The sequence below is a fragment of the Agromyces sp. SYSU T00194 genome, from assembly GCF_040496035.1.
GTDB lineage: Bacteria > Actinomycetota > Actinomycetes > Actinomycetales > Microbacteriaceae > Agromyces > Agromyces chitinivorans.
This window is the reverse complement of sequence record NZ_JBEPJZ010000002.1, coordinates 619566-642511: the sequence shown is the minus strand read 5'-3', so window position 1 is coordinate 642511 and position 22946 is coordinate 619566. Positions and strand designations below refer to the sequence as shown.

Annotated in this window: 25 protein-coding genes and 1 tRNA gene; 13 read left to right on the top strand and 13 right to left on the bottom strand. The window is 72.4% G+C overall.

Translation table 11 applies throughout. The annotated features are described in order from the left end of the window. The first annotated feature begins 28 nt into the window (after positions 1-28). The 4 genes from ABZK10_RS15815 (at position 29) to serA (ending at position 3052) form a co-directional block, all read left to right on the top strand. Positions 29-298, top strand: coding sequence for a hypothetical protein (locus tag ABZK10_RS15815; RefSeq protein WP_353810244.1), 270 nt, complete (start codon positions 29-31; stop codon positions 296-298). 114 nt (positions 299-412) lie between these two features. Further along, the gene (locus ABZK10_RS15810; protein ID WP_353810243.1) at positions 413-823 is read left to right on the top strand and encodes a hypothetical protein; all 411 of its coding nucleotides are present in this window, start codon (positions 413-415) and stop codon (positions 821-823) included. After that, positions 820-1272 carry a hypothetical protein gene (locus ABZK10_RS15805; RefSeq protein ID WP_353810242.1) on the top strand — a complete coding sequence of 151 codons (453 nt, stop codon included), beginning with the start codon at positions 820-822 and terminating at the stop codon, positions 1270-1272. Before ABZK10_RS15810 ends, ABZK10_RS15805 begins: the two co-directional genes overlap by 4 nt. 190 nt (positions 1273-1462) lie before the next feature. After that, positions 1463-3052 carry a phosphoglycerate dehydrogenase gene (gene serA / locus ABZK10_RS15800; RefSeq protein ID WP_353810241.1) on the top strand — a complete coding sequence of 530 codons (1590 nt, stop codon included), beginning with the start codon at positions 1463-1465 and terminating at the stop codon, positions 3050-3052. A 64-nt stretch (positions 3053-3116) separates the two neighbouring features. Here the strand turns inward: serA and ABZK10_RS15795 are convergent, their stop codons facing one another. After that, on the bottom strand, positions 3117-3659 hold the full coding sequence (locus tag ABZK10_RS15795) for a TetR/AcrR family transcriptional regulator (RefSeq protein WP_353810240.1): 543 nt from the start codon (positions 3657-3659) through the stop codon (positions 3117-3119). Between the two features lie 80 nt (positions 3660-3739). Between ABZK10_RS15795 and ABZK10_RS15790 the strand changes: the two genes are divergently transcribed. Further along, on the top strand, positions 3740-5326 hold the full coding sequence (locus ABZK10_RS15790) for an MFS transporter (protein ID WP_353810239.1): 1587 nt from the start codon (positions 3740-3742) through the stop codon (positions 5324-5326). 75 nt (positions 5327-5401) lie between these two features. Here the strand turns inward: ABZK10_RS15790 and ABZK10_RS15785 are convergent, their stop codons facing one another. Beyond that, the gene (locus tag ABZK10_RS15785) at positions 5402-5662 is read right to left on the bottom strand and encodes a DUF6458 family protein (RefSeq protein WP_353810238.1); all 261 of its coding nucleotides are present in this window, start codon (positions 5660-5662) and stop codon (positions 5402-5404) included. Positions 5663-5811: 149 nt separating this feature from the next. Here ABZK10_RS15785 and ABZK10_RS15780 point away from each other — a divergent pair, with 149 nt between their 5' ends. The 5 genes from ABZK10_RS15780 to ABZK10_RS15760 all read left to right on the top strand — a co-directional run bounded on the left by ABZK10_RS15780 (position 5812) and on the right by ABZK10_RS15760 (position 10662). Then, positions 5812-6870: a 3-isopropylmalate dehydrogenase gene (locus ABZK10_RS15780; RefSeq protein ID WP_353810237.1), complete on the top strand. Its 1059-nt coding sequence runs from the start codon at positions 5812-5814 to the stop codon at positions 6868-6870. Between the two features lie 30 nt (positions 6871-6900). Beyond that, entirely contained in the window at positions 6901-8022 is a 1122-nt protein-coding gene (locus ABZK10_RS15775) for a branched-chain amino acid aminotransferase (RefSeq protein ID WP_353810236.1), read from the top strand. Positions 8023-8090: 68 nt separating this feature from the next. Then, positions 8091-8864 carry a fumarylacetoacetate hydrolase family protein gene (locus ABZK10_RS15770; protein WP_353810235.1) on the top strand — a complete coding sequence of 258 codons (774 nt, stop codon included), beginning with the start codon at positions 8091-8093 and terminating at the stop codon, positions 8862-8864. A gap of 64 nt (positions 8865-8928) precedes the next feature. Further along, the gene (gltX, locus tag ABZK10_RS15765; protein WP_353810234.1) at positions 8929-10446 is read left to right on the top strand and encodes a glutamate--tRNA ligase; all 1518 of its coding nucleotides are present in this window, start codon (positions 8929-8931) and stop codon (positions 10444-10446) included. Positions 10447-10590: 144 nt separating this feature from the next. Next, a tRNA-Gln gene (locus ABZK10_RS15760) sits at positions 10591-10662 on the top strand. A gap of 109 nt (positions 10663-10771) precedes the next feature. Here the strand turns inward: ABZK10_RS15760 and ABZK10_RS15755 are convergent. Beyond that, positions 10772-11041 (bottom strand): hypothetical protein, encoded by a 270-nt coding sequence (locus ABZK10_RS15755; protein ID WP_353810233.1) that lies wholly within the window; start codon positions 11039-11041, stop codon positions 10772-10774. Positions 11042-11316: 275 nt separating this feature from the next. Between ABZK10_RS15755 and ABZK10_RS15750 the strand changes: the two genes are divergently transcribed. The 3 genes from ABZK10_RS15750 (at position 11317) to ABZK10_RS15740 (ending at position 12713) form a co-directional block, all read left to right on the top strand. Continuing rightward, entirely contained in the window at positions 11317-11682 is a 366-nt protein-coding gene (locus tag ABZK10_RS15750; RefSeq protein ID WP_353810232.1) for a hypothetical protein, read from the top strand. A 71-nt stretch (positions 11683-11753) separates the two neighbouring features. After that, complete coding sequence (locus ABZK10_RS15745) at positions 11754-12050, top strand: antibiotic biosynthesis monooxygenase family protein (protein ID WP_353810231.1); 297 nt, start codon at positions 11754-11756, stop codon at positions 12048-12050. 285 nt (positions 12051-12335) lie between these two features. Then, on the top strand, positions 12336-12713 hold the full coding sequence (locus tag ABZK10_RS15740; protein WP_353810230.1) for a hypothetical protein: 378 nt from the start codon (positions 12336-12338) through the stop codon (positions 12711-12713). 234 nt (positions 12714-12947) lie between these two features. On the opposite strand, the gene ABZK10_RS15735 is transcribed toward ABZK10_RS15740, so the two are convergent. The 10 genes from ABZK10_RS15735 to ABZK10_RS15690 form a co-directional block, all read right to left on the bottom strand. Next, positions 12948-13190 (bottom strand): phosphopantetheine-binding protein, encoded by a 243-nt coding sequence (locus ABZK10_RS15735; protein ID WP_353810229.1) that lies wholly within the window; start codon positions 13188-13190, stop codon positions 12948-12950. Next, positions 13187-14692, bottom strand: coding sequence for a dihydrolipoamide acetyltransferase family protein (locus tag ABZK10_RS15730; protein WP_353810228.1), 1506 nt, complete (start codon positions 14690-14692; stop codon positions 13187-13189). Before ABZK10_RS15730 ends, ABZK10_RS15735 begins: the two co-directional genes overlap by 4 nt. Continuing rightward, a complete protein-coding gene (locus tag ABZK10_RS15725) occupies positions 14685-15665 on the bottom strand; it encodes an alpha-ketoacid dehydrogenase subunit beta (protein WP_353810227.1) in 981 nt (326 codons plus the stop codon). Before ABZK10_RS15725 ends, ABZK10_RS15730 begins: the two co-directional genes overlap by 8 nt. Beyond that, entirely contained in the window at positions 15662-16663 is a 1002-nt protein-coding gene (gene pdhA, locus ABZK10_RS15720) for a pyruvate dehydrogenase (acetyl-transferring) E1 component subunit alpha (protein WP_353810226.1), read from the bottom strand. Before pdhA ends, ABZK10_RS15725 begins: the two co-directional genes overlap by 4 nt. Continuing rightward, positions 16660-18465, bottom strand: coding sequence for an acetate--CoA ligase (gene acsA / locus ABZK10_RS15715; protein WP_353810225.1), 1806 nt, complete (start codon positions 18463-18465; stop codon positions 16660-16662). Before acsA ends, pdhA begins: the two co-directional genes overlap by 4 nt. Positions 18466-18469: 4 nt before the next feature. After that, a complete protein-coding gene (locus tag ABZK10_RS15710; RefSeq protein WP_353810224.1) occupies positions 18470-19780 on the bottom strand; it encodes an erythromycin esterase family protein in 1311 nt (436 codons plus the stop codon). Then, on the bottom strand, positions 19777-21108 hold the full coding sequence (locus ABZK10_RS15705) for a phosphoribosyltransferase family protein (RefSeq protein WP_353810223.1): 1332 nt from the start codon (positions 21106-21108) through the stop codon (positions 19777-19779). Before ABZK10_RS15705 ends, ABZK10_RS15710 begins: the two co-directional genes overlap by 4 nt. Before the next feature lie 64 nt (positions 21109-21172). Continuing rightward, positions 21173-21607: an Hsp20/alpha crystallin family protein gene (locus ABZK10_RS15700; RefSeq protein WP_353810222.1), complete on the bottom strand. Its 435-nt coding sequence runs from the start codon at positions 21605-21607 to the stop codon at positions 21173-21175. After that, positions 21604-22287, bottom strand: a complete 684-nt coding sequence (locus tag ABZK10_RS15695; protein ID WP_353810221.1) for a BON domain-containing protein — start codon at positions 22285-22287, stop codon at positions 21604-21606. Before ABZK10_RS15695 ends, ABZK10_RS15700 begins: the two co-directional genes overlap by 4 nt. After that, positions 22284-22847, bottom strand: coding sequence for a universal stress protein (locus ABZK10_RS15690; RefSeq protein WP_353810220.1), 564 nt, complete (start codon positions 22845-22847; stop codon positions 22284-22286). Before ABZK10_RS15690 ends, ABZK10_RS15695 begins: the two co-directional genes overlap by 4 nt. Positions 22848-22946 lie beyond the last annotated feature (99 nt).

Sequence of the window (22946 nt, the reverse complement as noted above, 5' to 3'; positions counted from 1 at the left end):
GCCTGGACTCGTGGGAACGGAGCACCTCATGGACACCACAGCGAACCACCGCATCCGCGCCGCGATCGGCGCCACCGTGCTCGTCCTCGCGGGCGCCGCCCTCACCGGTTGCGCCGGCGAGGCGACCGGGGGCGCCGGCAGCGAGGCCGCGGCGCCCGCAGCAGGGAGCCGGGCCACGGCCGACGCCCTGGAGCGTCGTGCGCAGGTGGCCGACGACTGCGCCCAGGACGCACTCGCCGCGCACCCGGTCGTGACGGCCGACTCGGCGGCGCACCTCATCGACGACGCCTGCCGCTGACCCGCGTCGTCGCGCCGAGACCCGTCAAGAACCTGCGCTCTGGTGGCTCAGAGCGCAGGTAATCGACGGGTCTCGCACCTCGGGGCGGGTCGGGCGCCCGCTATCGTCGTCTGCATGACCCGATCCGACGACGACGCCCTGCGCTGGGCCGGCGACGACGACGCCGACCTCGCGCCCGGCTGGACGCCCGTGGGCGAGCCCTCGCTCGTGCCTCCCGCGCCCGAAGAGCCCGAGGAGTCGTCGGTCGGCGCCGCGGCGCTCGTGCTGTTCGGCGTGTTCGCCGGCGTGTACCTGCTGTTCTCGGCGGGGTGGGCGCTCGCGGCGCTCGACGCGGGCCCCGCGCTCGCAGACCCGGTCGCGCTCGTCATGTACGACATCGGCCGCTGGCTCGCGGTGCTGGCCGCACCGCTCTGGTTCGCCGGGGTGCTGCTGCTGGCCCGCGGTCGTGCGCGGCTGTGGTGGCTGCTCGCAGGCGTCGTCGTGCTGGTCCCGCTGCCGTTCCTGATGGGCGGAGGCACCGTATGAGCGCGTCGAAGGAGTACGAGGCGGCGGATGCCCCCGAGTCGACGGATGCCCCCAGGTCGACGGATGCCTCGGAGGCGATGTCCGAGGGCGCACCTGCCGAGCAGGCATCCGCTCGCCCGGCCACGTCCCGGTGGGTGTTCGCGATCGTCGCGGGCGTCTTCGGAATGCTCATCGCCTACGACCTGTGGGAGGGCGTGGGCAACTTCGTCGGCGTCGGCGAGCAGGTCGCCGCGCTCGGCATCGGCCTGACCACGTGGGGCATCACGGTGCTCGTGATCGGCCTGGTCGCACCGGTGCTCGCGTACGCGCTCGCGTTCTGGCTCGCCCGCCACCGCGGGCCGCTCGCGGTGTTCCTGCTGTTCCTCACCGCGTGGGCGGTCGTGCAGGTCGTGCAGCTCGACCTGGAGGTGCTGTTCGGCCTCGGCGGGCTCGACCTCGGGTCTGCCTGACCTCGGCCCCGAACCGCGCCCGACCCGGCCGCGCCAGAGCACTGACGGCGCCGTGACGGTCGCGCGGAGGTGTGCCGTCATCGGATTCGGGGCGGTATGCGCCCTCCGCTAGAGTGATGCTGGCCGGCCGCCGCCGAGCGACGCCAGCCGTCTCTCGCGTCTGCCTCACCTCACCACGAAGGATCCACCCGTGTCACAACCGGTCGTCCTGATCGCCGAAGAACTCTCGCCCGCCACCGTCGACGCCCTGGGGCCCGACTTCGAGATCCGGTCCGTGGACGGCACCGACCGCCCCGCGCTGCTCGCCGCGCTCGCCGACGCGAACGCCATCCTCGTGCGCTCGGCCACGAAGGTCGACGCGGAGGCCATCGCGGCCGCACCGAACCTCAAGGTCGTCGCTCGCGCGGGCGTGGGCCTCGACAACGTCGACATCAAGGCCGCGACGACCGCGGGCGTGATGGTCGTGAACGCGCCGACGTCGAACATCATCTCGGCCGCCGAGCTCACGGTCGGCCACATCCTGAGCCTGGCCCGGCACATCCCCGCCGCGCACGCGGCGCTCGCCGACGGCCAGTGGAAGCGCTCGGCGTACTCGGGCACCGAGCTCTACGAGAAGACGGTCGGCATCATCGGCCTGGGCCGCATCGGCGCGCTGATCACGGCACGCCTGCAGGCGTTCGGCGTCGAGGTCATCGCGTACGACCCGTACATCACGGCGGCGCGCGCGCAGCAGCTCGGCGTGCAGACCGTGTCGCTCGAGGAACTGCTCGAGCGCAGCGACTTCATCACCATCCACATGCCGAAGACGCCCGAGACCACGGGCATGATCGGCACCGAGCAGCTCGCCCTCATGAAGCCGACGGCGTACATCGTGAACGTCGCCCGCGGCGGCCTCATCGACGAGCAGGCGCTGCACGACGCCCTCGTCGACGGCACCATCGCGGGTGCCGGCCTCGACGTGTTCGTCAGCGAGCCGCCGCGCGAGTCGCCGCTGCTCGCGCTGCCGAACGTGGTGGTCACGCCGCACCTCGGTGCGTCGACCGGTGAGGCCCAGGAGAAGGCCGGCGTCTCCGTCGCCAAGTCGGTGCGCCTCGCGCTCGCGGGCGAGCTCGTCCCCGACGCGGTGAACGTCGCCGGCGGCGTCATCGACCCGTACGTGCGCCCGGGCATCCCGCTCGTCGAGAAGCTCGGCCAGATCTTCTCGGGGCTCGCGACCGGGTCGCTCACCGCGGTCGACGTCGAGGTGCGCGGCGAGCTGGTGGACTACGACGTGAGCGTGCTGAAGCTCGCCGCGCTCAAGGGCATCTTCACGAACGTGGTCAGCGAGACGGTGTCGTACGTGAACGCGCCGCTGCTCGCCGAGCAGCGCGGCATCGCGGTGCGCCTCATCACTGAGGCCGACAGCCCGGAGTACCGCAACGTCATCACGATCCGCGGCGCGCTGGCCGACGGCACCCAGGTCTCGGTGTCCGGCACCCTGACGGGCACGAAGCAGATCGAGAAGATCGTCGGCATCAACGGCTACGAAGTCGAGGTGCCGCTCGCGGAGAACCTGATCGTGATGCTCTACACCGATCGTCCGGGCATCGTCGCGGTGTACGGCCGCGAGTTCGGCGAGTCGGGCATCAACATCGCGGGCATGCAGATCGCGCGTCACGAGGCGGGTGGCCAGGCGCTGAGCGTCCTGACCGTCGACTCGCCGGTGCCCGCCGAGGTCATCGACCGGGTGCGCACCGCGATCGACGCCGACGCGCTCGTCGCCATCGAGATCACCGAGTAGCGCGAACGCCGCCCTCGGGGCATCCGCCCGGCACGTCGGGCAGCGGATGCCCCGTGCCGACGCGTCAGTCGGCCGCGAGCCGCTCCATCAGGGCGATGATCTCGTCGACCTGGGCGCGCCCGACCGGGTCGTCGGCCGCCTCGCCCGCGAGCGCGGAGTTGTAGTACAGCCCGTCGCCGATGAGGGAGATCGCGAGCGCGAGCGTCGGGTCGGCCACGTGGGGTTCGAGTGACGCGAGCCAGCGCTCGCGGGTCTGCCGCAGTGCGGCCTGCGCGGCCGGGTGCCCGCCCTGTGCGAGGCGGGCGGTCGCGACGATGGCGCGATCGAGCGGGCTGTCGGTGGCGACCGAGGTGCGCAGGAAGTGCGCGACGGCGCCCTCGGGCGCGTGCGCGATGGCGGTCACGTCGTCGTCGACGAGCCGGTCGAGGCGCACCACGAGGCCCTCGACGAGTGCCTCCTTGGTGCCGAAGTGGTAGAGCAGTCCGCCCTTGGAGACGCCGGCCTCGCGCGCGGTGGCGTCGAGCGTCGCCGAGCGTTCGCCGTCGTCGATGAGGATCCGCTCGAATGCGTCGAGGACGGCTTCGCGTGCGCTGGGCGGACGTGCCATGAGCACGATGCTAGCGGGGAGCATCCGTCGTCGGAGGATGATACTATACCGGCTGGACGGTAAACGAACGGAGACGGGCGATGACGGGGGCGATGACCGGGGCGATCGCCGTGGTGCGCACGGGGCGCGGCGAACACGGGGCGGATGCGCCGCGCGAGGCGCACGGGATCGGGCCGACGCGCGGCCGGGCACGGCGCTGGGCCGCGCTGGTCGTGCTCATGCTGCCCGTGCTGCTCGTGTCGATCGACAACACGGTGCTGGGATTCGCGCTGCCGCAGATCTCGGCCGCGCTCGCACCGACCGCGGCCGGTCAGCTCTGGATCATCGACGCCTACCCGCTGGTGCTCGCGGGGCTCCTGGTCGCCATGGGCGGCATCGGCGACCGCGTCGGCCGCCGTCGGCTGCTGCTCATCGGCTCGACCGGGTTCGCGCTCGTCTCCGTCGTCGCGGCGTTCGCGCCGACGGCCGAGGCGCTCATCGCCGCGCGCGCGGCCCTCGGCTTCTTCGGCGCCATGCTCATGCCGTCGACCCTCAGCCTGCTGCGCTCGACGTTCACCGTGCGCGAGGAGCGCCGCCTCGCGATCGCGATCTGGGCCTCGGGGTTCGCCGCCGGCGCCGCGCTCGGCCCGATCGTGGGCGGGCTCCTGGTCGAGCACTTCTGGTGGGGCTCGGTGTTCCTCATCGCGATCCCGGTGCTCGTGCCGCTGCTGGTGCTCGCGCCGATCCTGATCGACGAGAGCCGCGACCCGACGCCCGGCCCGGTCGACCTGCTCGCGATCGTGCTCTCGCTCGCGGCGATGCTGCCGGTCGTGGCGGGCATCAAGCTGCTCGCGACCGACGGCCCCGGCCCGCTCGCGTTCGCGCTGCTCGCCGTCGGCGTCGCGGCCGGCGCCTGGTTCGTGCGCCGCATGCTCGCGGCGCGCGACCCCATGCTCGACGTGCGCCTGTTCCGTCGTGGCGCGTTCGGCGGCGCCGTGGTGGTGAACCTGCTGAGCGTGATCGCGCTCGTCGGGTTCCTCTACTTCGTGTCGCAGCAGTTGCAGCTCGTGATCGGCCTCGAGCCGGTCGCGGCGGCCCTCGTGCTCGTGCCGGGCCTCGCGGCGATGATCGTCGCGGGCCTGGTCGTCGTGCCGATCGCGCGCCGCGTGCGCCCGCGCATCGTCGTGCCCGCCGGCCTCGCACTCTCGGCGACGGGATACCTGGTCGTCGCACTGACCGCCGAGACGCGCTCGGTGCCCGCGATCATGATCGCGTTCGTGCTGCTGGGCGTCGGCATCGGCGCGGCCGAGACCGTCTCGAACGAACTCATCCTGAGCACGGCGCCGGCAGACCGCGCGGGCGCCGCGTCGGCGGTCTCCGAGACGGCGTACGAGCTCGGCGCGGTGCTCGGCACCGCCGTGCTCGGCAGCATCCTCACCGCGCACTACCGCCAGGTGCTCGTGGCCCTGCCGGGGCTCGACCCGTCGGCCGCGGGTGCGGCGCGCGAGACGCTCGCCGGAGCGATGGGCGAGGCCGAACGGGCGGGCGGGGAGGTCGGCGCGGCCCTCGCGGCATCCGCAGCCCATGCCTTCGAGTCGGGTATCGCGGTCACGGCGTCGATCGGGGTCGCGCTGATGCTGGCGGCCCTGCTGGTCGCGGCGACGACCCTGCGTGACACCGACGGCTGATCGGGCGCGCACCTCCCGCGGAGACGACGACGGGCCGGGCGGCACGCCGCCCGGCCCGTCGCTCGAGAAGTGGGGTCAGACCTCGTCGGGTCCGGGAGCCGTGTGCTCCGTCCGAGTCACCTTGTTGCCCGTCGCGGGGTCGACCGAGGTGCTGGAGGTCGACGACGCGGTGCGCCGGCGCGCCATCAGGATGATGCCGATGATCACGACGACGGCGCCGGCGACCATGAGGATGATCCCGACCATGCCGAGGTTGATCCAGTCGACGGCGACGTTCAGCGCGAAGGCCAGGATGGCCCCGATGGCGAACAGGACGATTCCGAGTCCGATGCTCATGTGCAGCGTGCTCCTCTCTTCGTGGCCGCAGCCGCATTTCGGCCGTGACCTGCCGGCGATCCGGGGTGGGGATCGCGACGACACGTCACTCTAGCGAGTCGAGCCGATTCGGACAGTACGCTGGAAATCACCGACCGAGAAGGAGTACCATGCCCCGCACCGTCAGGCTCGCCGTCATCCCGGGCGATGGAATCGGCCCCGAAGTCGTCGAGCAGGCGCTGCGCGCGCTGGACGCCGCGACCGCCGCCGAGGACATCGAGATCGCACGCACCGAGTTCTCCCTCGGCGCCGCCCGATACCTCGAGACCGGCGACGTCCTCACCGACGAGGACCTCACCGCGATCGCCGGCCACGACGCCATCCTGCTGGGCGCCGTCGGCGGCACCCCGGGCGACCCGCGCCTGGCCGGCGCGAACATCGAGCGCGGCCTCCTGCTGCGCCTGCGCTTCTCGCTCGACCACTACGTGAACCTGCGCCCGTCGGTGCTCTACCCGGGCGTGGCGAGCCCGCTCGCCGACCCGGGCGACGTCGACTTCGTCGTCGTGCGCGAGGGCACGGAGGGGCCGTACGTCGGTAACGGCGGCGCGATCCGCGTCGGCACGCCCGCCGAGGTCGCCAACGAGGTGTCGGTGAACACCGCCTACGGCGTCGAGCGCGTCGTGCGGCACGCCTTCCAGGTGGCATCCGCCCGCACTCGCAAGCGGCTCACCTTCGTGCACAAGACCAACGTGCTGGTCTTCGCCGGCTCGCTCTGGAAGCGCACCGTCGACCGCGTGGCCGAGGAGTTCCCCGAGATCGCCGTGGACTACCTGCACGTCGACGCGGCGACGATCTTCCTGGTCACGGATCCTGCTAGATTCGACGTCATCGTCACGGACAACCTCTTCGGCGACATCCTCACGGATCTCGCCGCCGCGATCAGCGGCGGCATCGGCCTCGCCGCCTCGGGCAACATCAACCCCGACGGGCGGTATCCCAGCATGTTCGAGCCGGTGCACGGTTCGGCTCCGGACATCGCCGGGAAGGGCATCGCCGACCCGACCGCCGCCATCCTCTCCGTGGCCCTCCTGCTCGATCACCTCGGTCTGCCGGACGCCGCGGGTCGCGTGCAGCGGGCGGTCGCCGCCGATATCGCCGATCGCACCGGGGCGTCGCGCTCCACCTCCGAGGTGGGGGATGCCATCCTCGGTCGAATCGGCGCACACTAGACACGCCACCCTCTCTCGAAGGAACCCGCGATGACGATCCACCTGCCCATGGCCGACCAGGGACTCCAGTTCCAGGTGACGCCGAGCGACCACGCCAAGTCGGACGCCGAGCGCGAGGCGATCCTCGCCGCTCCCGGCTTCGGCCAGCAGTTCACCGACCACATGGTCGACATCTGCTGGTCGGAGAAGGGCGGCTGGCACCGCCCGCGCGTCCAGGCCTACGGCCCGATCCAGCTCGACCCGGCGGCCGCCGTGCTGCACTACGGCCAGGAGATCTTCGAGGGGCTGAAGGCCTACCGGCACGCCGACGGCTCGATCCACAGCTTCCGCCCGGCCGAGAACGCCGCGCGCATGCAGCGATCGGCCCGTCGCCTCGCACTGCCGGAGCTGCCGACCGAGTACTTCATCGAGTCGCTCAAGCAGATGATCGCGGTCGACGGCGCGTGGGTGCCGAGCGCGCCGGAGACGAGCCTCTACCTGCGCCCGTTCATGTTCGCCAAGGAGGCGTTCCTCGGCGTGCGGCCCGCGCACAAGGTGGCGTACTACCTCATCGCAAGTCCCGCCGGTGCGTACTTCCACGGCGGCATCGCACCGGTGTCGATCTGGCTGTCGACGAACTACGCCCGCGCGGGCCGGGGCGGCACCGGTGCGGCCAAGACCGGCGGCAACTACGCCTCGAGCCTGCTGCCGCAGGCCGAGGCCGCCGAGAAGGGCTGCCAGCAGGTGCTGTTCCTCCGCGACGGCACCTACGTCGAGGAGCTCGGCGGCATGAACGTGGTGCTCGTGTACAAGGACGGCACGCTCGTCACGCCCGAGTCCGACTCGATCCTCGAGGGCATCACGCGAGACTCGGTGCTGCAGCTCGCGGAAGACCGCGGCCACGTCGTGGAGCGCCGCAAGGTCACCATCGACGAGTGGCGCGAGGGCGCGGCATCCGGCGAGATCGTCGAGTCGTTCGCGTGCGGCACCGCCGCGGTGATCACGCCGATCGGGCAGATCGTGGCCGAGGACTTCACCATCGGGTCGCCGTCGGCTGCCGCGGGCGAGCTCACCATGTCGCTCCGGGAGGAGCTCACCGACATCCAGTACGGGCGCCGCGAGGACCGCCACGGCTGGATGCTGCGCCTCGACGCCCGAGGGCGCGACGCCTGAATGCAGACGGCGAGCGGATGCCCCGGGGCATCCGCTCGCCCCCGTCTCCCCGCTTGTAGGGTGAAGACGTGAAGATCGCGCGTTTCAGCCACGGTGGAGCCATCACCTTCGGGATCGTCGACGAGGAGGAGCGCGAGCTCGTGGTCCTCAAGGGCGACCCGATGTTCGCCGGGTACGACCCGACCGGCGAGCGTGTGCCGCTCGGCGAGGTGGCGCTGCTGGCGCCCGTGATCCCGCGGTCGAAGGTCGTCGCCGTGGGCCGCAACTACCACGAGCACGCGGCCGAGTTCGGCAACGAGGCGCCGAGCGAACCCCTGCTGTTCTTCAAGCCGAACACGTCGGTGATCGGCCCTGGCGACGCGATCGTGCTGCCGCCGCAGAGCGAGCGCGTCGACTTCGAGGGCGAGCTCGCGGTGGTGATCGGGCGCATCGCCCGGAACGTGGCCGCCGAGGACGCGGACGACGTGATCTTCGGCTACACGGTCGCGAACGACGTGACCGCCCGCGACCTGCAGAAGACCGACGGGCAGTGGGCCCGCGCGAAGGGCTTCGACACGTTCTGCCCGGTCGGGCCGGTCATCGAGACCGAGTTCGACGTGGCCGCCGGCGAGATCGAGACGCTCGTGAACGGCGAGCGGAAGCAGCACGGCACGTTCGACCTGATGGTGCACTCCATCGCCGACGTGATCGCCTACGCGTCGGCCGCGTTCACGCTGCTGCCCGGCGACCTCGTGCTCACGGGCACGCCCGCCGGCGTCGGCCCGATCGTCGACGGCGATCGCGTCGAGGTGAAGGTGCCGGGCATCGGCACGCTCGGCAACCCGGTCCGCAGCGCGGGCTGAGTCGCCCAGGGGGCATCCGCTCGCCGTTCTCGGTGCCGGGCCGCGCGCCCTAACATGGAGGGCGATGAGCGACACCTCCCACCCCTTCTCGACCGCCACCGGCTCCGACGTGCGCGTGCGGTTCTGCCCCTCGCCGACCGGCACGCCCCACGTGGGCCTCGTGCGCACCGCGCTGTTCAACTGGGCGTACGCGCGCCACACCGGCGGCACCTTCGTGTTCCGCATCGAGGACACCGACGCCGCCCGCGACAGCGAGGAGAGCTACGGCCAGCTCATCGACGCGCTGACCTGGCTCGGCCTCGACTGGGACGAGGGCGTCGAGACCGGCGGCCCGCACGGCCCGTACCGCCAGTCGCAGCGCGGGGAGGTCTACCGCGAGATCGTCGACCGCCTGCTCGCTTCCGGTCACCTCTACGAGAGCTACTCGAACGCCGAGGAGATCGACGCGCGCAACGCGGCCAACGGTCGCCCGAAGCAGCTCGGATACGACAACTTCGACCGCGACCTCACCGACGACCAGCGCGCCGCCTTCCGCGCCGAGGGCCGCTCGCCCGCGCTGCGCCTGCGCGTGCCCGACGCCGACCTGTCGTTCACCGACCTCGTGCGCGGCGACATCTCGTTCCCCGCCGGCTCGACCATCGACTTCGTGGTCGTGCGCCCCAACGGCGCGCCGCTGTACACGCTCGTGAACCCCATCGACGACGCCCTCATGGGCATCACGCACGTGCTGCGCGGCGAGGACCTGCTCTCCTCGACGCCCCGCCAGATCGCGCTGTACCACGCGCTCATCGACATCGGCGTGACCTCGTTCGTGCCCCAGTTCGGCCACCTGCCCTACGTCATGGGCGACGGCAACAAGAAGCTCTCCAAGCGCGACCCCGAGTCGAACCTGTTCCACCACCGCGACCGCGGGTTCATTCCCGAGGGTCTCGTGAACTACCTGGCGCTGCTCGGCTGGGGCTTCTCGGCCGATCGCGACGTGTTCAGCCGCGCCGAGCTGGTCGAGGCGTTCGACGTGCACGACGTGAACCCGAGCCCCGCGCGCTTCGACCTGAAGAAGGCCGAGGCGATCAATGGCGACCACCTGCGCGCCCTGCCCGTGGCCGACTTCGCCGCGCGCACCGTGCCATACCTGCAGGCCGCGGGCCTCGTGGAGACCCCGATCACGCCCGCGCAGGAGGCGGTGCTCGCCGAGGCCGCGCCCCTCGTGCAGGAGCGCATCGGGCTCTTGGGCGAGGCGCCGGGCATGCTGGGCTTCCTGTTCACGGATGCCGCGGGGCTGGCGTACGACGCCGACGCGCTCGGTGGCCTGAAGGACGACGCACCGGCGACGCTGGCGGCGGCGCGGGAGGCGCTCGTGCGCATTCCCGCGGCCGACTGGACGCACGACCAGATCGAGCAGGCGCTGCGCGGCGCCCTGGTCGAGGGACTGGGCCTGAAGCCCCGCCTCGCGTTCGGCGCGGTGCGCACCGCGATCTCGGGCCGGCGGGTGTCACCGCCGCTGTTCGAGTCGATGCAGATCCTCGGCCGCGACGACTCGCTCGCGCGCATCGAGCGGCTGCGGGCGCAGCTCGCCGGGTGACCGCGGGCGCGGCGCGCCGGCTGACCGCGGGCGCGGCGCGCCCAGCGTGCTCGCTCGGTTTTGCCCGAGGCCGTGGTCTGGGCTAGAGTTGCATGTCGGTTCGGGCTTCGGTTCGAGTCGGGCTCGGGCTGTGGTCTGGGCCATTGGGGTATGGTGTAATTGGCAACACGGCTGATTCTGGTTCAGTTGTTCTTGGTTCGAGTCCAGGTACCCCAGCAGTGAAGAACCCCCGCTCAGGCGGGGGTTTTCGTGTTTCTGTCGAGTATCTCCCCGTCGAGCCCGCCCCCGAACGGGTTCTTGAGTCCGGATGCATGTCGGTCTAACATCAGCGCAACAATCGAGAGGCGCTCGCGATGGCCGAGGATCCAGCGCGCAAGTCAACCGAAACCGACTCCCCGCGTGAGCGGCGTGCGGAGGTGTGGGCGAAGACGACGTTCGTCGCCGCGGCAACGGCGATCGTGATCGGCATCGCGACCACCATCATCGTGCCGAGGATCAGCGAGCCCGCAGGCGAGTTGATCGACCGGGCCTTGGCCGGCGAAGAGCTCATCACCATGGATGTCAGGCTGGAGACCGCCCACGATGACGTGAGCATCCCGGCCGATCGGATCCTCACGTCCGAGGAACTGGCCGGGTTGTTCGAAATGGATCGTCGATTCGCTTCGGCGTGGCTCGAGGAGCATGCGGGAGGGTTCGTCGCGGGCTCGCGCATGCTCACCGTGATCGTTCGCGGTGAGTGCCCCGATCCGGTAAGGATCGTGGGAGTCGACACGAAGAGCGAGTGCGGCGAGGCGGATCGCGGCACCATGATTCGCATGGCGTACGGCAGGGGGGGGGGGCGGTGGCGACTCCGAGCGGATGAACATACGGGTGGAGGACGCGAACCCGGAGCCGTTCGTCTTCGACGGGCCGGACGAGCACCCGTACTTCCCGGACAGGACCATTTCGCTCGCGCAAGACGAGGAGGTCGTGATCGTCATCGCTCTCGAGCCGGGCTACACCGACGACCCGGCCGAGGTGCGGAGTTGCGAGGTCGAGCTTGCATTCCGGGTACTGAGCGATGGCCTGGAGGCCATCGTGCCGATCCCGGTCACGGTACGCACGATCGGCATCGAGCCCGACGAGGCGGATGCACTCTACGACGTTGCGTATCTCGGGCCCGAGATCTGCGAATCGCTCACGGTTGCCGAGATTGGGTGGCAGACGCGTCCACTCGAGTGCGATCGACCATACTGAGCGCCCGCAGGTCGGACCGCAGGGTCCCGTAAGCGCTGCGCTCTCGATCGCATCGCGGCTAGTCTGACCGGATGTTCCTGGAGCACGCCGTCCTCTCCGTCGTCGCCGGTCGGGAGGCCGCGTTCGAGGCGGCGTTCGCCGAGGCATCCGGCATCATCTCGTCGATGCCCGGATTCGTCGACCTGCGCCTGTCGCGCTCGATCGAGACGCCGAACGCGTACCTGCTGCTCGTGCACTGGGAGTCGGTCGAGGCGCATGAGGTCGGCTTCCGTGGGTCGCCCGAGTACGCGCGCTGGCGTGAACTGCTGCACGGGTTCTACGACCCGTTCCCCACGGTCGAGCACTTCGTCGAGGTGCACCGGGCCTGAACGTGACGGACTTCACCGTCGGCGACGAGGTGTTCGGCGACATCATGCCGCGATACGGCACATTCCAGCCAAGACCCTGACACCGTGTCGAGGTCAAGCCCGGTCCTGGCGGCCAGGCTGTCCCGGGCCATCCGGCGACGATGGCCGACCGTCTGACACGCAGCGCGGCGCATCCACATGCAACGCGGCGACCGTGGCACGGCGTGCCAGAGTGATGGGGTGTTCACACGGGGGCGAGGCGAGTACGAACTCTCGGACATCGAACGGGAGCTTCACTTCCAGACGGTGACGAGATACGAACAGGGCTACGTCACGGTTGCATGCCTGACCTGGCGCGGTCGGCCGATCCCGCTCGAGTACGTGCGCGACGAACGCCGAGACGAGGGCGGGGTATTCTTCGAGACGACGATCCGCGTGTTCGGCTGGAGCGTCGTGGCGCAGGTCGTCGCAGGCATCGGGCGAGCGGAGTTCGCCGATGCGGATGAAGCCGACCAGGCATTCCTCCACGGCATCGAGGCGGTGCTTGCATATGCACCCGGTGGCGCAGGACTCGAGCGCCCTGACGGCTACAACCGGCTGTACCGCGGCGGGCGGCGGTGGGTGCTGAGCGACTTCGGTGAGTACTTCCCCGCAGCGGGCGCCGCGGGTGCGGCGCCCGTGTGACCTGCATGATCGTCGCGCGTCGCCGGCTCGCACCGCCTGCTCCGGGGGCGCCGCGTGTGCGCGGCACCCCCGGGCGACAGAGGTGGTCGCCACGGTTCCCCCACCGTGGCGACCTGGCCAGGACGTGCGAAGACGGGACGCCTGGACCTGAGTCCACTGTGCGGCAGGGAGAGGGTGTGGCGAGGGTCGAAGGTCCCTCAGGTTTCCGGCGTCGACCGGAGGTGCCGCCCGGCCTCAGCCGCGTGCGGCGACGTGGTCGATGAGCTGCTGCACCGTCACGAGGTCCGGGTAGTCCTCCTCCCGCGTGTCGACCCCGGTCGACTCGGTGAGCAGCTCGAGCAGTCGCAGGAAGTCGAGGGAGTCGAGCTCGAGGTCCTGCCGCAGGCGCGACCCGGGGTCGATCGCCTCGGTGTCGACGTCGGGCGCGACCTCGTCGATGGCGGCCAGCACGGCGGTGCGTGCGTCGGTTGCGTTCACAGTTCCTCCGGTTGCTGCAGGAGCTCGTCGATGCGGGCGAGCAGGCGGCTGCCTGTCAGGCCGTCGCTGACGCGGTGATCCGCCGACAGGGTGGCGGTGACGGTCGGCCGCACGCCGATCAGCCCGTCGCGGGCGACCGGCTGCTCGAGAACCCGACCGAAGCCGATGAGGGCGACCTGCGGTGGGTGGATCACGCCGAAGATCGACTCGACGCCGAGCTCGCCGAGGTTCGTGACCGTGATCGTCGGGTCGGCCATCTCGTCGCGACGCAGCTTGCCCGACCGTGCCCGCGCGACCAGGTCGCGCAGGCGCTCCATGAGCTCGTCGACCGACAGCGCGTCGGCGTGGTGGATCGCGGGCGCGACCAGCCCGCCGCCGCGGAGGGCCACCGCGACGCCCAGGTGCACGTCCGCGCTCGGCGCGAACGCGCCGTCGACGTAGAACCCGTTCACGTCGGGCACCTGCGATGCGGCGCGCGCCGCGGCCGTCAGCAGCATCGCCGACGCGACGATGCGGCCGCCGACCGGGCGTCCCTCGTTGGCGTGCCGCATCCAGTCCATGGCGGCGCCGAGGTCGACGGTCGTGCTCAGGTAGTAGTGGGGAATCTCGCGCTTCGAGCGCGCCATGAGCGCACCGACCGCGCGGTGCAGCTGGGCGACGCGGTCCGCGCCCGTCGCCGGTGTCGTGCGCGAGCTCGGCGCGGATGCGGCGTCAGGGGCGTCGGCGCCCGCCGGCGGGGTGGGAGCGGATGCCTCGGACGGCGTGCTGTCGTCGGACGGCGCCGCACGCGCGGCATCCGCTCGCCTCACGTCGTCGACCGTGACCGCGCCGCCGGGGCCGGTGCCCGTGATCGCCGCCGGGTCGAGCCCCAGGTCGGCCGCGAGCAGGCGAGCGCGAGGGGAGGAGCGCACCCGACCGGAGGCCGCCTCCGGCGGGGTCGGCGACGGCGGTGCGGGCGCTGCGGGAGCTGCGGGAGCGGATGCGACCTGTGTCGCGCTCGACCGGGCCGCCTCGACGTCGGCCCGGGTGATCGCCCCGTGCTTCCCCGTGCCGCGGACGGCCGCCAGGTCGACGCCGAGCTCGTGCGCGAGACGTCGCACCGGCGGGGTCGCGTGCAGGTCGGCCGTCTGCTCCGGCGGAGGCTCGGGGCGGTGCGGGGCCGCGGGCGGGGGACCACCGGCCGCTGCCGGAGGCGCCGTCGCGGGGGCCACGTCGCCCGAGGCGGCCCCGGCGTGCGCCTCCGGTGCGGCCGGGGCCACGTCGGCGGGCGTTCCGGTGATGCGTGCGATGGGGGTGCCGACCGGCACGGTCTCGCCGACGTCGACGAGGAACTCCGCGACGACGCCGTCCTGGAACGACTCGATCTCCATCACGGTCTTCTCGGTGTCGACCTCGGCGATGAGGTCGCCGCGGTGCACGTAGTCGCCCGGGTGCACGAGCCATTCGGTCACCTTCCCGTGCTCCATGTCGGCGCCGAGCGAGGGCATCAGGAACTCACCCACGTGCGCCCACCGCCTCTCGTGCCGCGGCGACGACGCGTGCGACCGAGGGCAGGGCGGCCTGCTCGAGGTGGCGCGGGTACGGCACCGGCACCTCCGCGCTGCAGACGCGTGCGACCGGCGCGTCGAGCTCGTAGAACGCCTGCTCGGTGATGCGGGCGCTGATCTCGGCGGAGATGCTGCCGCTGCGCCAGCCCTCGTCGACCACGACGGCGCGGTGGGTGCGGCCGACCGTGGCGAGGATCGCGTCGTCGTCGAGCGGACGCAGGGTGCGCAGGTCGAGCACCTCGGCCTCGACGCCATCGTCGGCCAGCGTCTCGGCGGCCTCGAGGGCGGTGGGCAGCGTGCCGCCGTAGGTGATGATCGAGACGTCCGATCCGGCGCGGCGCACCGCCGCGTGGTCGATGTCGACCGGGCCGGCGTCGTCGGCGAGCTCGCCCGACACGTTGTAGAGCGAGCCGTGCTCGAAGATCAGCACGGGGTCGGGGTCGTCGAGCGCCGGCTGGAGCATGCCCCGCGCGTCCTCCAGCGTCGCCGGCGCGAGCACCCGCAGGCCCGGGATGTGTGCGAGCCAGCCCTCGAGGCTGTGCGAGTGCTGGGCCGCGAGCTGTCGGCCGCCGCCGGTGGTCATGCGGATCACGACGGGCACGTTCAGTTGCCCGCCCGACATGTGCAGCAGCGTCGCCGCGGAGTTCACGATCTGGTCGAGCGCGAGCAGGCTGAAGTTCACGGTCATGATCTCGACGATCGGGCGCATGCCGCCGAGCGCGGCGCCGATGCCCGCGCCGACGAACCCGGCCTCCGACAGGGGCGTGTCGCGGATCCGCTCCGGCCCGAACTCCTCGAGCAGGCCGAGGCTGACTGCGAACCCGCCGCCGTAGCGCCCGACGTCCTCGCCCATCAGGAAGACGCGCTCGTCGCGTCGCAGCGCCTCGTCGATCGACGCGCGGATCGCCTCGCGATAGGTGGTCTTCATGATCCCGTCCGCTCGCTCGTGACGAACCGCAGGAGGTCCTCGACCGGTTCGAGCGTGCCCGCGTCCGCGAAGGCGGCGGCCGCGCGCACCTCCTCGTCGACCTCGGCCTCCATGGCCTGCCGGGCATCGGCATCGAGTTCCCCGGCCGATTCGAGCGCCGTGCGCAGCAGCGTGATCGGGTCGCGCTCCATCCAGTGCTCGACCTCGTCGCGTGACCGGTACCGCTCGGGGTCGAACATCGAGTGGGCCCGGAACCGGTAGGTGCGCAGCTCGAGGAAGTGCGGTCCGCCGCCCGCGCGCACCGCGTCGATCGCCCGGCGCGCCGCCGCCGCCACCTCGAGCACGTCCATGCCGTCGACCGCCCAGGCCGAGACGGCGTAGGCGGAGGCCTTCAGCGCGAGGTCGGTCTGCGACTCCGACCGGTCGAGCGCCGTGCCCATCGCGTAGAGGTTGTTCTCGCAGCAGAACAGCACCGGCAGGTCCCAGAGGGCGGCGAGGTTCATGCTCTCGTGGAACTCGCCCTCGGCCATCGCGCCCTCGCCGAAGAAGCACACGGTGACGCGGTCGCGCCCCGACATGCGGTCGGCGAGCGCGAGGCCCACGGCGAGGGGCAGTCCGCCCGCGACGATGGCGTTGCCCCCGAAGAACCGGGTCGCAGCGTCGAACAGGTGCATCGAGCCGCCGCGCCCGCGGCAGCATCCCTCGGCCTTCCCGTACATCTCGGCCATGACCGCCGTCGCCGGCACGCCGCGGAGCAGCGCGTGCCCGTGCTCGCGATAGGTCGCCACGACGGCGTCGTCCGGCTCGACCACCGACATCACGCCGGCTGCCACCGCCTCCTCGCCGATGTAGACGTGCATGAACCCGCGGATGCGGGTCGCGCTGTACGCCTCGACGCAGGCCTCCTCGAACCGGCGCACCCGCAGCATCTGCCGCAGCAGGCGCCGCGCCCGCTCCGGGTCGCGCGCGGCCGCCGCAGCCATCTCCTCGGCACTCATCGTCCCGACTCCAGGGTCGAGGTGTCGCCCTCGGGAAGGCCCAGCTCGCGGGCCTTGAGCAGGCGCCGCAGGATCTTCCCGCTGCGGGTCTTCGGCAGCGCCGCGGTGAATTCGATGCGCCGGGGAGCCACTGCGGCACCCAGTCGCCGGCGGGCGAAGCCGATCAGCTCCCGGCGCAGGGCATCGGATGCCTCGACGCCGGCCTGCAGCTCGACGAACGCGGTGACGAGCTCACCGGCCACCTCGTCGGGCAGGCCGATGACCGCCGCCTCCGCGACGGCCTCGTGCTCCAGCAGGGCGCTCTCGACCTCGAAGGGGCCGATCAGGTGTCCCGACGACTTGATGACGTCGTCGCCGCGGCCGACGAACCAGAAGTACCCGTCGGCGTCGCGACGGACCAGGTCGCCGGTGAGGTACCAGCCGCCCACGAAGCAGCGGCGATAGCGCTCCTCCTCGTCGAGGTAGCCGCGGAACATCGATGGCCAGCCGGGGCGGAGCGCGAGCTCGCCCACCGCGTCGGGATCGTCGACGAGCACCACCTCGCCGTCGCGCTGCACGGGCGCGCCCGCGTCGTCCCGGGCGACCACGGCGGCCTCGATCCCGGGGAGGGGACGGCCCATCGACCCGGGGCGGATGTCCATCGCGGGGTAGTTCGAGATCATGATCCCGCCCGTCTCCGTCTGCCACCAGTTGTCGTGCACGGGGAGTCCGAGTGCCTCCTGCCCCCAGACGACGACCTCGGGATTCAGCGGCTCGCCGACGCTCGCGACGTAGCGCAGTGTCGAGAGGTCGTGCGCCCGGGCCCGTTCGGCCCCGGCGCGCATCAGCATGCGCAGCGCCGTCGGCGCGGTGTACCAGACCGAGACGTGCTGCTCGGCGAGGATGCGATACCAGCGCTCGGGCTCCATCTCCTCCTCGTCGACCACGGCGGTCACGCCCTGCACGAGCGGCGCGATGATGCCGTACGAGGTGCCCGTGACCCACCCCGGGTCGGCGGTGCACCAGAACACGTCGTCCGGGTGCAGGTCGAGGGCGAGCCGGCCCGTCGCCGCATGCGCGGTGACCGCGTCGTGCACGTGCACGGCACCCTTGGGGCGACCCGTGGTCCCGCTGGTGAAGTGCAGCAGCGCCATGTCCTCCGCGCGGGTCGGGGCGATCGCACCGGCCGCCCGCACGTTCGCCAGGACCTCGGCCAGGTCGAGCGTGCCGGGCTCGGGTGCGCCGTCGGCGTCCACGAGCAGCACGTGGCGCAGGGCCGGGAGCTCGTCGCGCTGCGGGGCGATGCGCTTGCGGTAGAGCGCCCGCGTCGTGACGAGCACCGCGCCGCCGCCGATCGTCATGCGCTGCCGGATCGGCTCGGGGCCGAAGGCCGAGAAGAGCGGGCAGTACACCGCCCCGTGCTTGAGCGTCCCCAGGGCCGCGACGTAGAGCTCCGGCCGCCTGCCGAGCAGCGAGAACACGCGCTCGCCGCGGCGCACGCCGAGCGTGCGCAGGAGACCGGCGAAGCGATCGGTCTCCCGTGCGAGGTCGGCGTACGTGAGCGCCCGCACGCCGCCGTCGGCGCGCACGAAGCGGAGTGCGTCCCGGGACGCACCGGACCCGGCGGCGTGCCGGTCGACCGCCTCGAAGGCGATGTTCACGCCGCCGTCCGGCAGCCCCGCGAGGCGATGCCGCTCGGTCTCCCAGCTGAACTCGGCGCAGGCGCGCTCGTAGTCGACGAGGTTGGGGGCGACGGCGAGCCGCCCGACGTCCTTCTCGATGACCGGCCGGCGCGTCGGCGTGGGGGTCGATGTCGTGCTCATGCGCTCACAGTCCCGTCGGTTCGGTCTCGAGTTCGGGTTCGATCGGCCGCTGCTCGCGGTGCAGCGGCGTCAGCGCGCGGGTGCGCTCGCACCATACGAGGGCGTCGTAGCGTTCGCCCATGACGGTGGCGACGAAGTTGCCGGCGTCGCGCGCGGGGTCGTACACGACGCCGATGGCGCGGTGCCCGAGCTGCTCGCCGAGCCACGCCCCGAAGCGGTAGGGGCCGAAGGTCAGCACCGAGGGCTGGCCGAGCGCCGCGTGGAGGAGCCATTCGTGCGAGTTCGCCGGCGGCTCGGGAACCACCAGCACGTCGTCCGTCCCGCCCCAGGCGTCGGCGGCGACGACCGTGCCGTCGAAGCCCGCGAACCCGATGAGGTACACGTCGCCGCCCGCATACCTCCGGCGGAGCAGCTCGCCCAGGTTCCACATGCCGCCGCGCGTCATCTCGGTGGCGCGGGCGTCGCCGACGTGGGTGTTGTGCGCCCACACCAGTCCGCGCGACTCGCGTCCCCTCCGGGTGCGGTCCAGCACGATGCGGTCGACGGTGTCGGTCATGTGCAGGTCCCGGAGGTTCCACGACTCCCGGTCGCCGCGCACCATCGCCCGGTAGTAGCGCTCCGCGGCCGCCACGACCTCGGCGTTCTGCAGCACCGAGAAGGCGTCGTCGGGGTCGTCCGCACGATGCGCCTGCTCTCGCACCGCGACGAGGAGGTCGACCACCTCGTCCTCGCAGTCCTCCGGCACCAGGCGGGTGCTCCAGGCGTAGCGCTGCGGGTCGTTCTCGAACGGCAGGAAGCACTTCCAGGCCACGAGCGCGGCGGGCAGCGCGTCGGGCCGGCGCTCGCGCAGCCACGCCATGGTCTCCGCCAGCGACTCCCAGAGGGAGTAGACGTCCAGCCCGTGGAACCCGACGCGTTCCGCGCGCGGGTGCGCGGCGTTGTACCCGTGCAGCCAGTCGAGGAAGTCGGCGACCTCGCGGTTCGCCCACATCCAGGTCGGCCAGCGCTCGAACCCTCCGAGGACCTCGGCGGCCGACCGGTGGTCGTCGTGCGCTCCGAGGAGCCACTCGTTGATGCGCCAGCAGTCGGGCCAGTCGCCCTCGACGCCGATCCACCGGTACCCGTGCTCCTCGATGAGCCGCCTGCTGATCGCGCCTCGCCGCTCGTAGAACTCGTGGGTGCCGTGCGACGCCTCCCCGAGCGCGACGATCCGCGCACGGCTCGCCTCGGCGACCAGGCCGTCGAGGTCGGCGTCGGCAGCGAGCGGGCGCGCGAGCGAGCGGATGCGGGCGATCGCCGCGCCGATCTCGTTCACGACGCCCCCGCGAGGCGCGCGTCCGGCTGTGCGGGTGCGAGGTGCCGCCCGAACCAGTCGCGTGCGAGCATCGCGACCTCCGCGAGCGTTCCCGGCTCCTCGAAGAGGTGCGTCGCGTCCGGCACGACCACCAGTCGGCAGCGTTCGCCGAGCACGTGCTCCGCCGCGCGGTTCAGCTCGAGGGTCGGGGCGTCCGCGCCGCCGACGATCAGGAGCACCGATGCGTGCACGCTGCCCAGGCGCGGGCCGGCCAGGTCCGGTCGTCCGCCGCGCGACACGACCGTCCGCACCGTGCTGCCGGCGTCGCCGGCCGCCCAGAGCGCCGCGCCGGCGCCGGTGCTCGCCCCGAACAGGCCGATCGGCAGCCGGCTCGTCTCCGGCCGGCGGTGCAGCCACTCCTGCGCGCCGATCAGCCGCGATCCGAGCAGCGGGATGTCGAAGACGCGCTCCCGGTGCTGCTCCTCGGCCTCCGACAGGAGGTCGAGCATGAGCGTGGCGTATCCGGCGCGCTGCAGGGTCTCCGCGACGATCCGGTTGCGGGGGCTGCGGCGCGAGCTGCCGCTGCCGTGCGCGAAGAGCACGGTGCCGGCGGGCTCGTCGGGAACGGTCAGGATGCCCCGGAGCCCCCCGGTCCGGGTCGTCACGGTGACGTCGGAGGACCGCATCGCGAGCGTGCGCCGCCGTGGCGCGCCGGAGGTGCGCAGGCGTGCGTCGTCGAGCAGGAGGATCACCTCCTCCTCGGAGGTGGGGGAGAAGTCGCGGTACGCCTGCCCGACGGCCGCGAAGCGCTCGGGCGTCTCGACGATCACCACCTCGTGGGCCGAGGGCACCCGGCGGGCGCCGTCCTGCGGGCCGACGGGCGCGGCGAACACCACGCGCGCGGCGCCGCGTGCGCGGGCCGCGCGGCACGCGGCCTCTGCGGTCGCCCCGGTCGCCAGGCCGTCGTCGACGACGATCGCCGTGCGGCCGCGGAGCGACTCGGCCTCGCGTCCGCGCCGGAGCAGCGCGTGCCGCGCGTCGAGCACGCGTCGTTCGCGCGTCTCGACCACGGCGACGCCCGCGACCGGGACGCCCAGTTGGTTGAGCAGTCCCTGGTCGATCACGCGGACGCCCTCCTCGGCGATCGCGCCCATCGCGAGCTCCGGCTGCGTCGGCAGGCCGAGCTTGCGCACGACGATGACGTCGAGCGGCATCCCGAGCTCCTCGGCCACGACGGCCGCGACCGGGACGCCCCCGCGCGGCAGGCCCAGCACGGTCGCCTCGCCGGCGGCCCGCCCGCGGAGGGCGGCGGCGAGACGCGCTCCCGCGTCGATCCGATCGTCGAACATCGCATGCCCCGGCACGCATCGCCTCGCGCACGGACGGACCCCGTCGTGCGCGAGGCGAGCCTGCTCAGCCCGCGGCGCCCGATCCGATGGCGATCTTGCGCTCGCCGCCGGCCGCCGTGAGCGGGACGGTGACCGTCAGCACGCCCTGGTCGAAGGACGCGCTGATCGCCTGGTCGTCGGCGCGATCCGGCAGGTCCAGGCTCCGGTAGAAGCTGGTGCTGGACTCGCGGACGACGTACTTCTTCTTCTTGTCCTCCTCGGTCTCGTGCCGTTCCGCCTGCACGACGAGCGCGCCGCGATCGACCGTGACCGAGATGTCGTCCTCGGCGAACCCGGGCAGGTGCGCCTCGAGTACCAGCGTGCGGTCGTCCTCGGTCGTGTAGACGTCGGTCGACGGCGCGCGCCCGCGCATCGAACGGAACATCCCCCCGTCGAACAGGTCCCTGCCGAACGACTCCAGCCCGGCGAACGGGTCGAAGCGTGCGAGGTCGCTCTTCATGATGTGCCTTCCTCTCCCTGGTCGTGCACGACGATGCGGTCGATGACCTCGGCCACGTGCGGCGATGCCCAGGCCGCGTGGTTCGCCTGCTGCTTCTCGGCCCACGACTGCACGGTGCCGGTCAGGGTCACCGTGCAGTCGGAGACGCTGACGTCGATGCCCTCGGCGTCGAGCTGGGCGTTGCGGGTCAGGGCGCGCCGGATGTGCTCCTGCGTGTCGGCGGCCGACGGTCGCGCACGCAGGGTGATGCGATTGGTGACGTTGCGGATACCCCTGAGGTGCTCGATCGCCCGCTTCGCGGCCAGTCGCTGGAACTCCCAGTCGACCTCGCCCGTCAGCGTGACGTCGTGCCCGCGGATCTCCGCACGGACCTCCGCCGGCACGTCGCTCGCCCAGTCGAGCGCGTGCTCCACCTCCCTGGCGACGTCCAGCTCCGATGCCGCCGAGCGCCCGCTCGGCTGGACCGCGACGTCGTCTACGACGGCGCGGACCCCGCGGACCCGGTGCACGGCCCGCAGTGCGGCCATCCGCTCCGCGTACGTGTCGACCTGGCCCGAGACGGTGACGACGCCCTCGTCGACCGCGACGCCGATCCGCGTGGAGTCGACGTCGGGCGACCAGTCCAGCTCCTCCTGCACCGCCGTCCGGACGGCCCTGTCCGTGGATGCGATGGTCGTCATGCGTGCTCCCCTCGACCGGCGTCGGCGCCCACTGTCGAGTCCACGCCCACCGCGACCGCGTCGGAAGTGCCATTGGTCCCGTCCGCCCGCGCTGAGGGACCGCTCCGTGCTCCGGCATCATCGCCGCGCGGTCCGTGGCGGCGCTCCGGGGCGCCGTCGATCTCGAGGACGACGGCGGGACGCGAGGCCGGATCCGCCGGCGCCGCGAGCTTCCCGGCCTCCGCCGCACGCCCGGCGAGGCGGGCGCCGAGGCTTCCGGCGGCTCCGCCCCGCGGCGGAGCGCCCACGACCACGAGGGTGCCGGGTTCGAGGAACGCCGCCAGGACCTCCTCCGCGGGCCCGTCGACGACACGCACCTCGATCTCCCGTCGTGCGTAGCGCTGGAACGGCTCGATCACCGCGCCGGCGCGCTGGGTCGCCCCCGGCGTCCCCGGCTGCGCGTCCCCGCCGGCGGCGTGCACGACCACGATGCGGGCGTTCCAGTCCCGGCGGAGCGCCCAGGAGAGCGCCAGGTGCGATGCCCGGGTGTCGTTCCAGCCGACCACGATGCGGGTGAACATGGCGCCGAGTCTGCCCGTGCTGGGCCGTTCGTCGACGGGACGGAAGTCACACGGGCCATGGTGCGACGCCCACGCCGTCGCGACGCGGCGCGCGCCGGG

Coding starts and splice junctions, on each gene's coding strand:
- ABZK10_RS15705 (WP_353810223.1), bottom strand. CDS start 21,108: ATGTTCGACGATCGGATCGACGCGGGAGCGCGTCTCGCCGCCGCCCTC.
- ABZK10_RS15700 (WP_353810222.1), bottom strand. CDS start 21,607: ATGAAGAGCGACCTCGCACGCTTCGACCCGTTCGCCGGGCTGGAGTCG.
- ABZK10_RS15795 (WP_353810240.1), bottom strand. CDS start 3,659: ATGGCACGTCCGCCCAGCGCACGCGAAGCCGTCCTCGACGCATTCGAG.
- ABZK10_RS15805 (WP_353810242.1), top strand. CDS start 820: ATGAGCGCGTCGAAGGAGTACGAGGCGGCGGATGCCCCCGAGTCGACG.
- ABZK10_RS15725 (WP_353810227.1), bottom strand. CDS start 15,665: ATGAAGACCACCTATCGCGAGGCGATCCGCGCGTCGATCGACGAGGCG.
- ABZK10_RS15690 (WP_353810220.1), bottom strand. CDS start 22,847: ATGTTCACCCGCATCGTGGTCGGCTGGAACGACACCCGGGCATCGCAC.
- ABZK10_RS15745 (WP_353810231.1), top strand. CDS start 11,754: ATGTTCCTGGAGCACGCCGTCCTCTCCGTCGTCGCCGGTCGGGAGGCC.
- pdhA (WP_353810226.1), bottom strand. CDS start 16,663: ATGAGTGCCGAGGAGATGGCTGCGGCGGCCGCGCGCGACCCGGAGCGG.
- ABZK10_RS15755 (WP_353810233.1), bottom strand. CDS start 11,041: ATGCTCACGTCATCGTGGGCGGTCTCCAGCCTGACATCCATGGTGATG.
- ABZK10_RS15815 (WP_353810244.1), top strand. CDS start 29: ATGGACACCACAGCGAACCACCGCATCCGCGCCGCGATCGGCGCCACC.
- ABZK10_RS15775 (WP_353810236.1), top strand. CDS start 6,901: ATGACGATCCACCTGCCCATGGCCGACCAGGGACTCCAGTTCCAGGTG.
- ABZK10_RS15785 (WP_353810238.1), bottom strand. CDS start 5,662: ATGAGCATCGGACTCGGAATCGTCCTGTTCGCCATCGGGGCCATCCTG.
- ABZK10_RS15790 (WP_353810239.1), top strand. CDS start 3,740: ATGACGGGGGCGATGACCGGGGCGATCGCCGTGGTGCGCACGGGGCGC.
- acsA (WP_353810225.1), bottom strand. CDS start 18,465: ATGAGCACGACATCGACCCCCACGCCGACGCGCCGGCCGGTCATCGAG.
- ABZK10_RS15695 (WP_353810221.1), bottom strand. CDS start 22,287: ATGACGACCATCGCATCCACGGACAGGGCCGTCCGGACGGCGGTGCAG.
- ABZK10_RS15780 (WP_353810237.1), top strand. CDS start 5,812: ATGCCCCGCACCGTCAGGCTCGCCGTCATCCCGGGCGATGGAATCGGC.
- gltX (WP_353810234.1), top strand. CDS start 8,929: ATGAGCGACACCTCCCACCCCTTCTCGACCGCCACCGGCTCCGACGTG.
- ABZK10_RS15810 (WP_353810243.1), top strand. CDS start 413: ATGACCCGATCCGACGACGACGCCCTGCGCTGGGCCGGCGACGACGAC.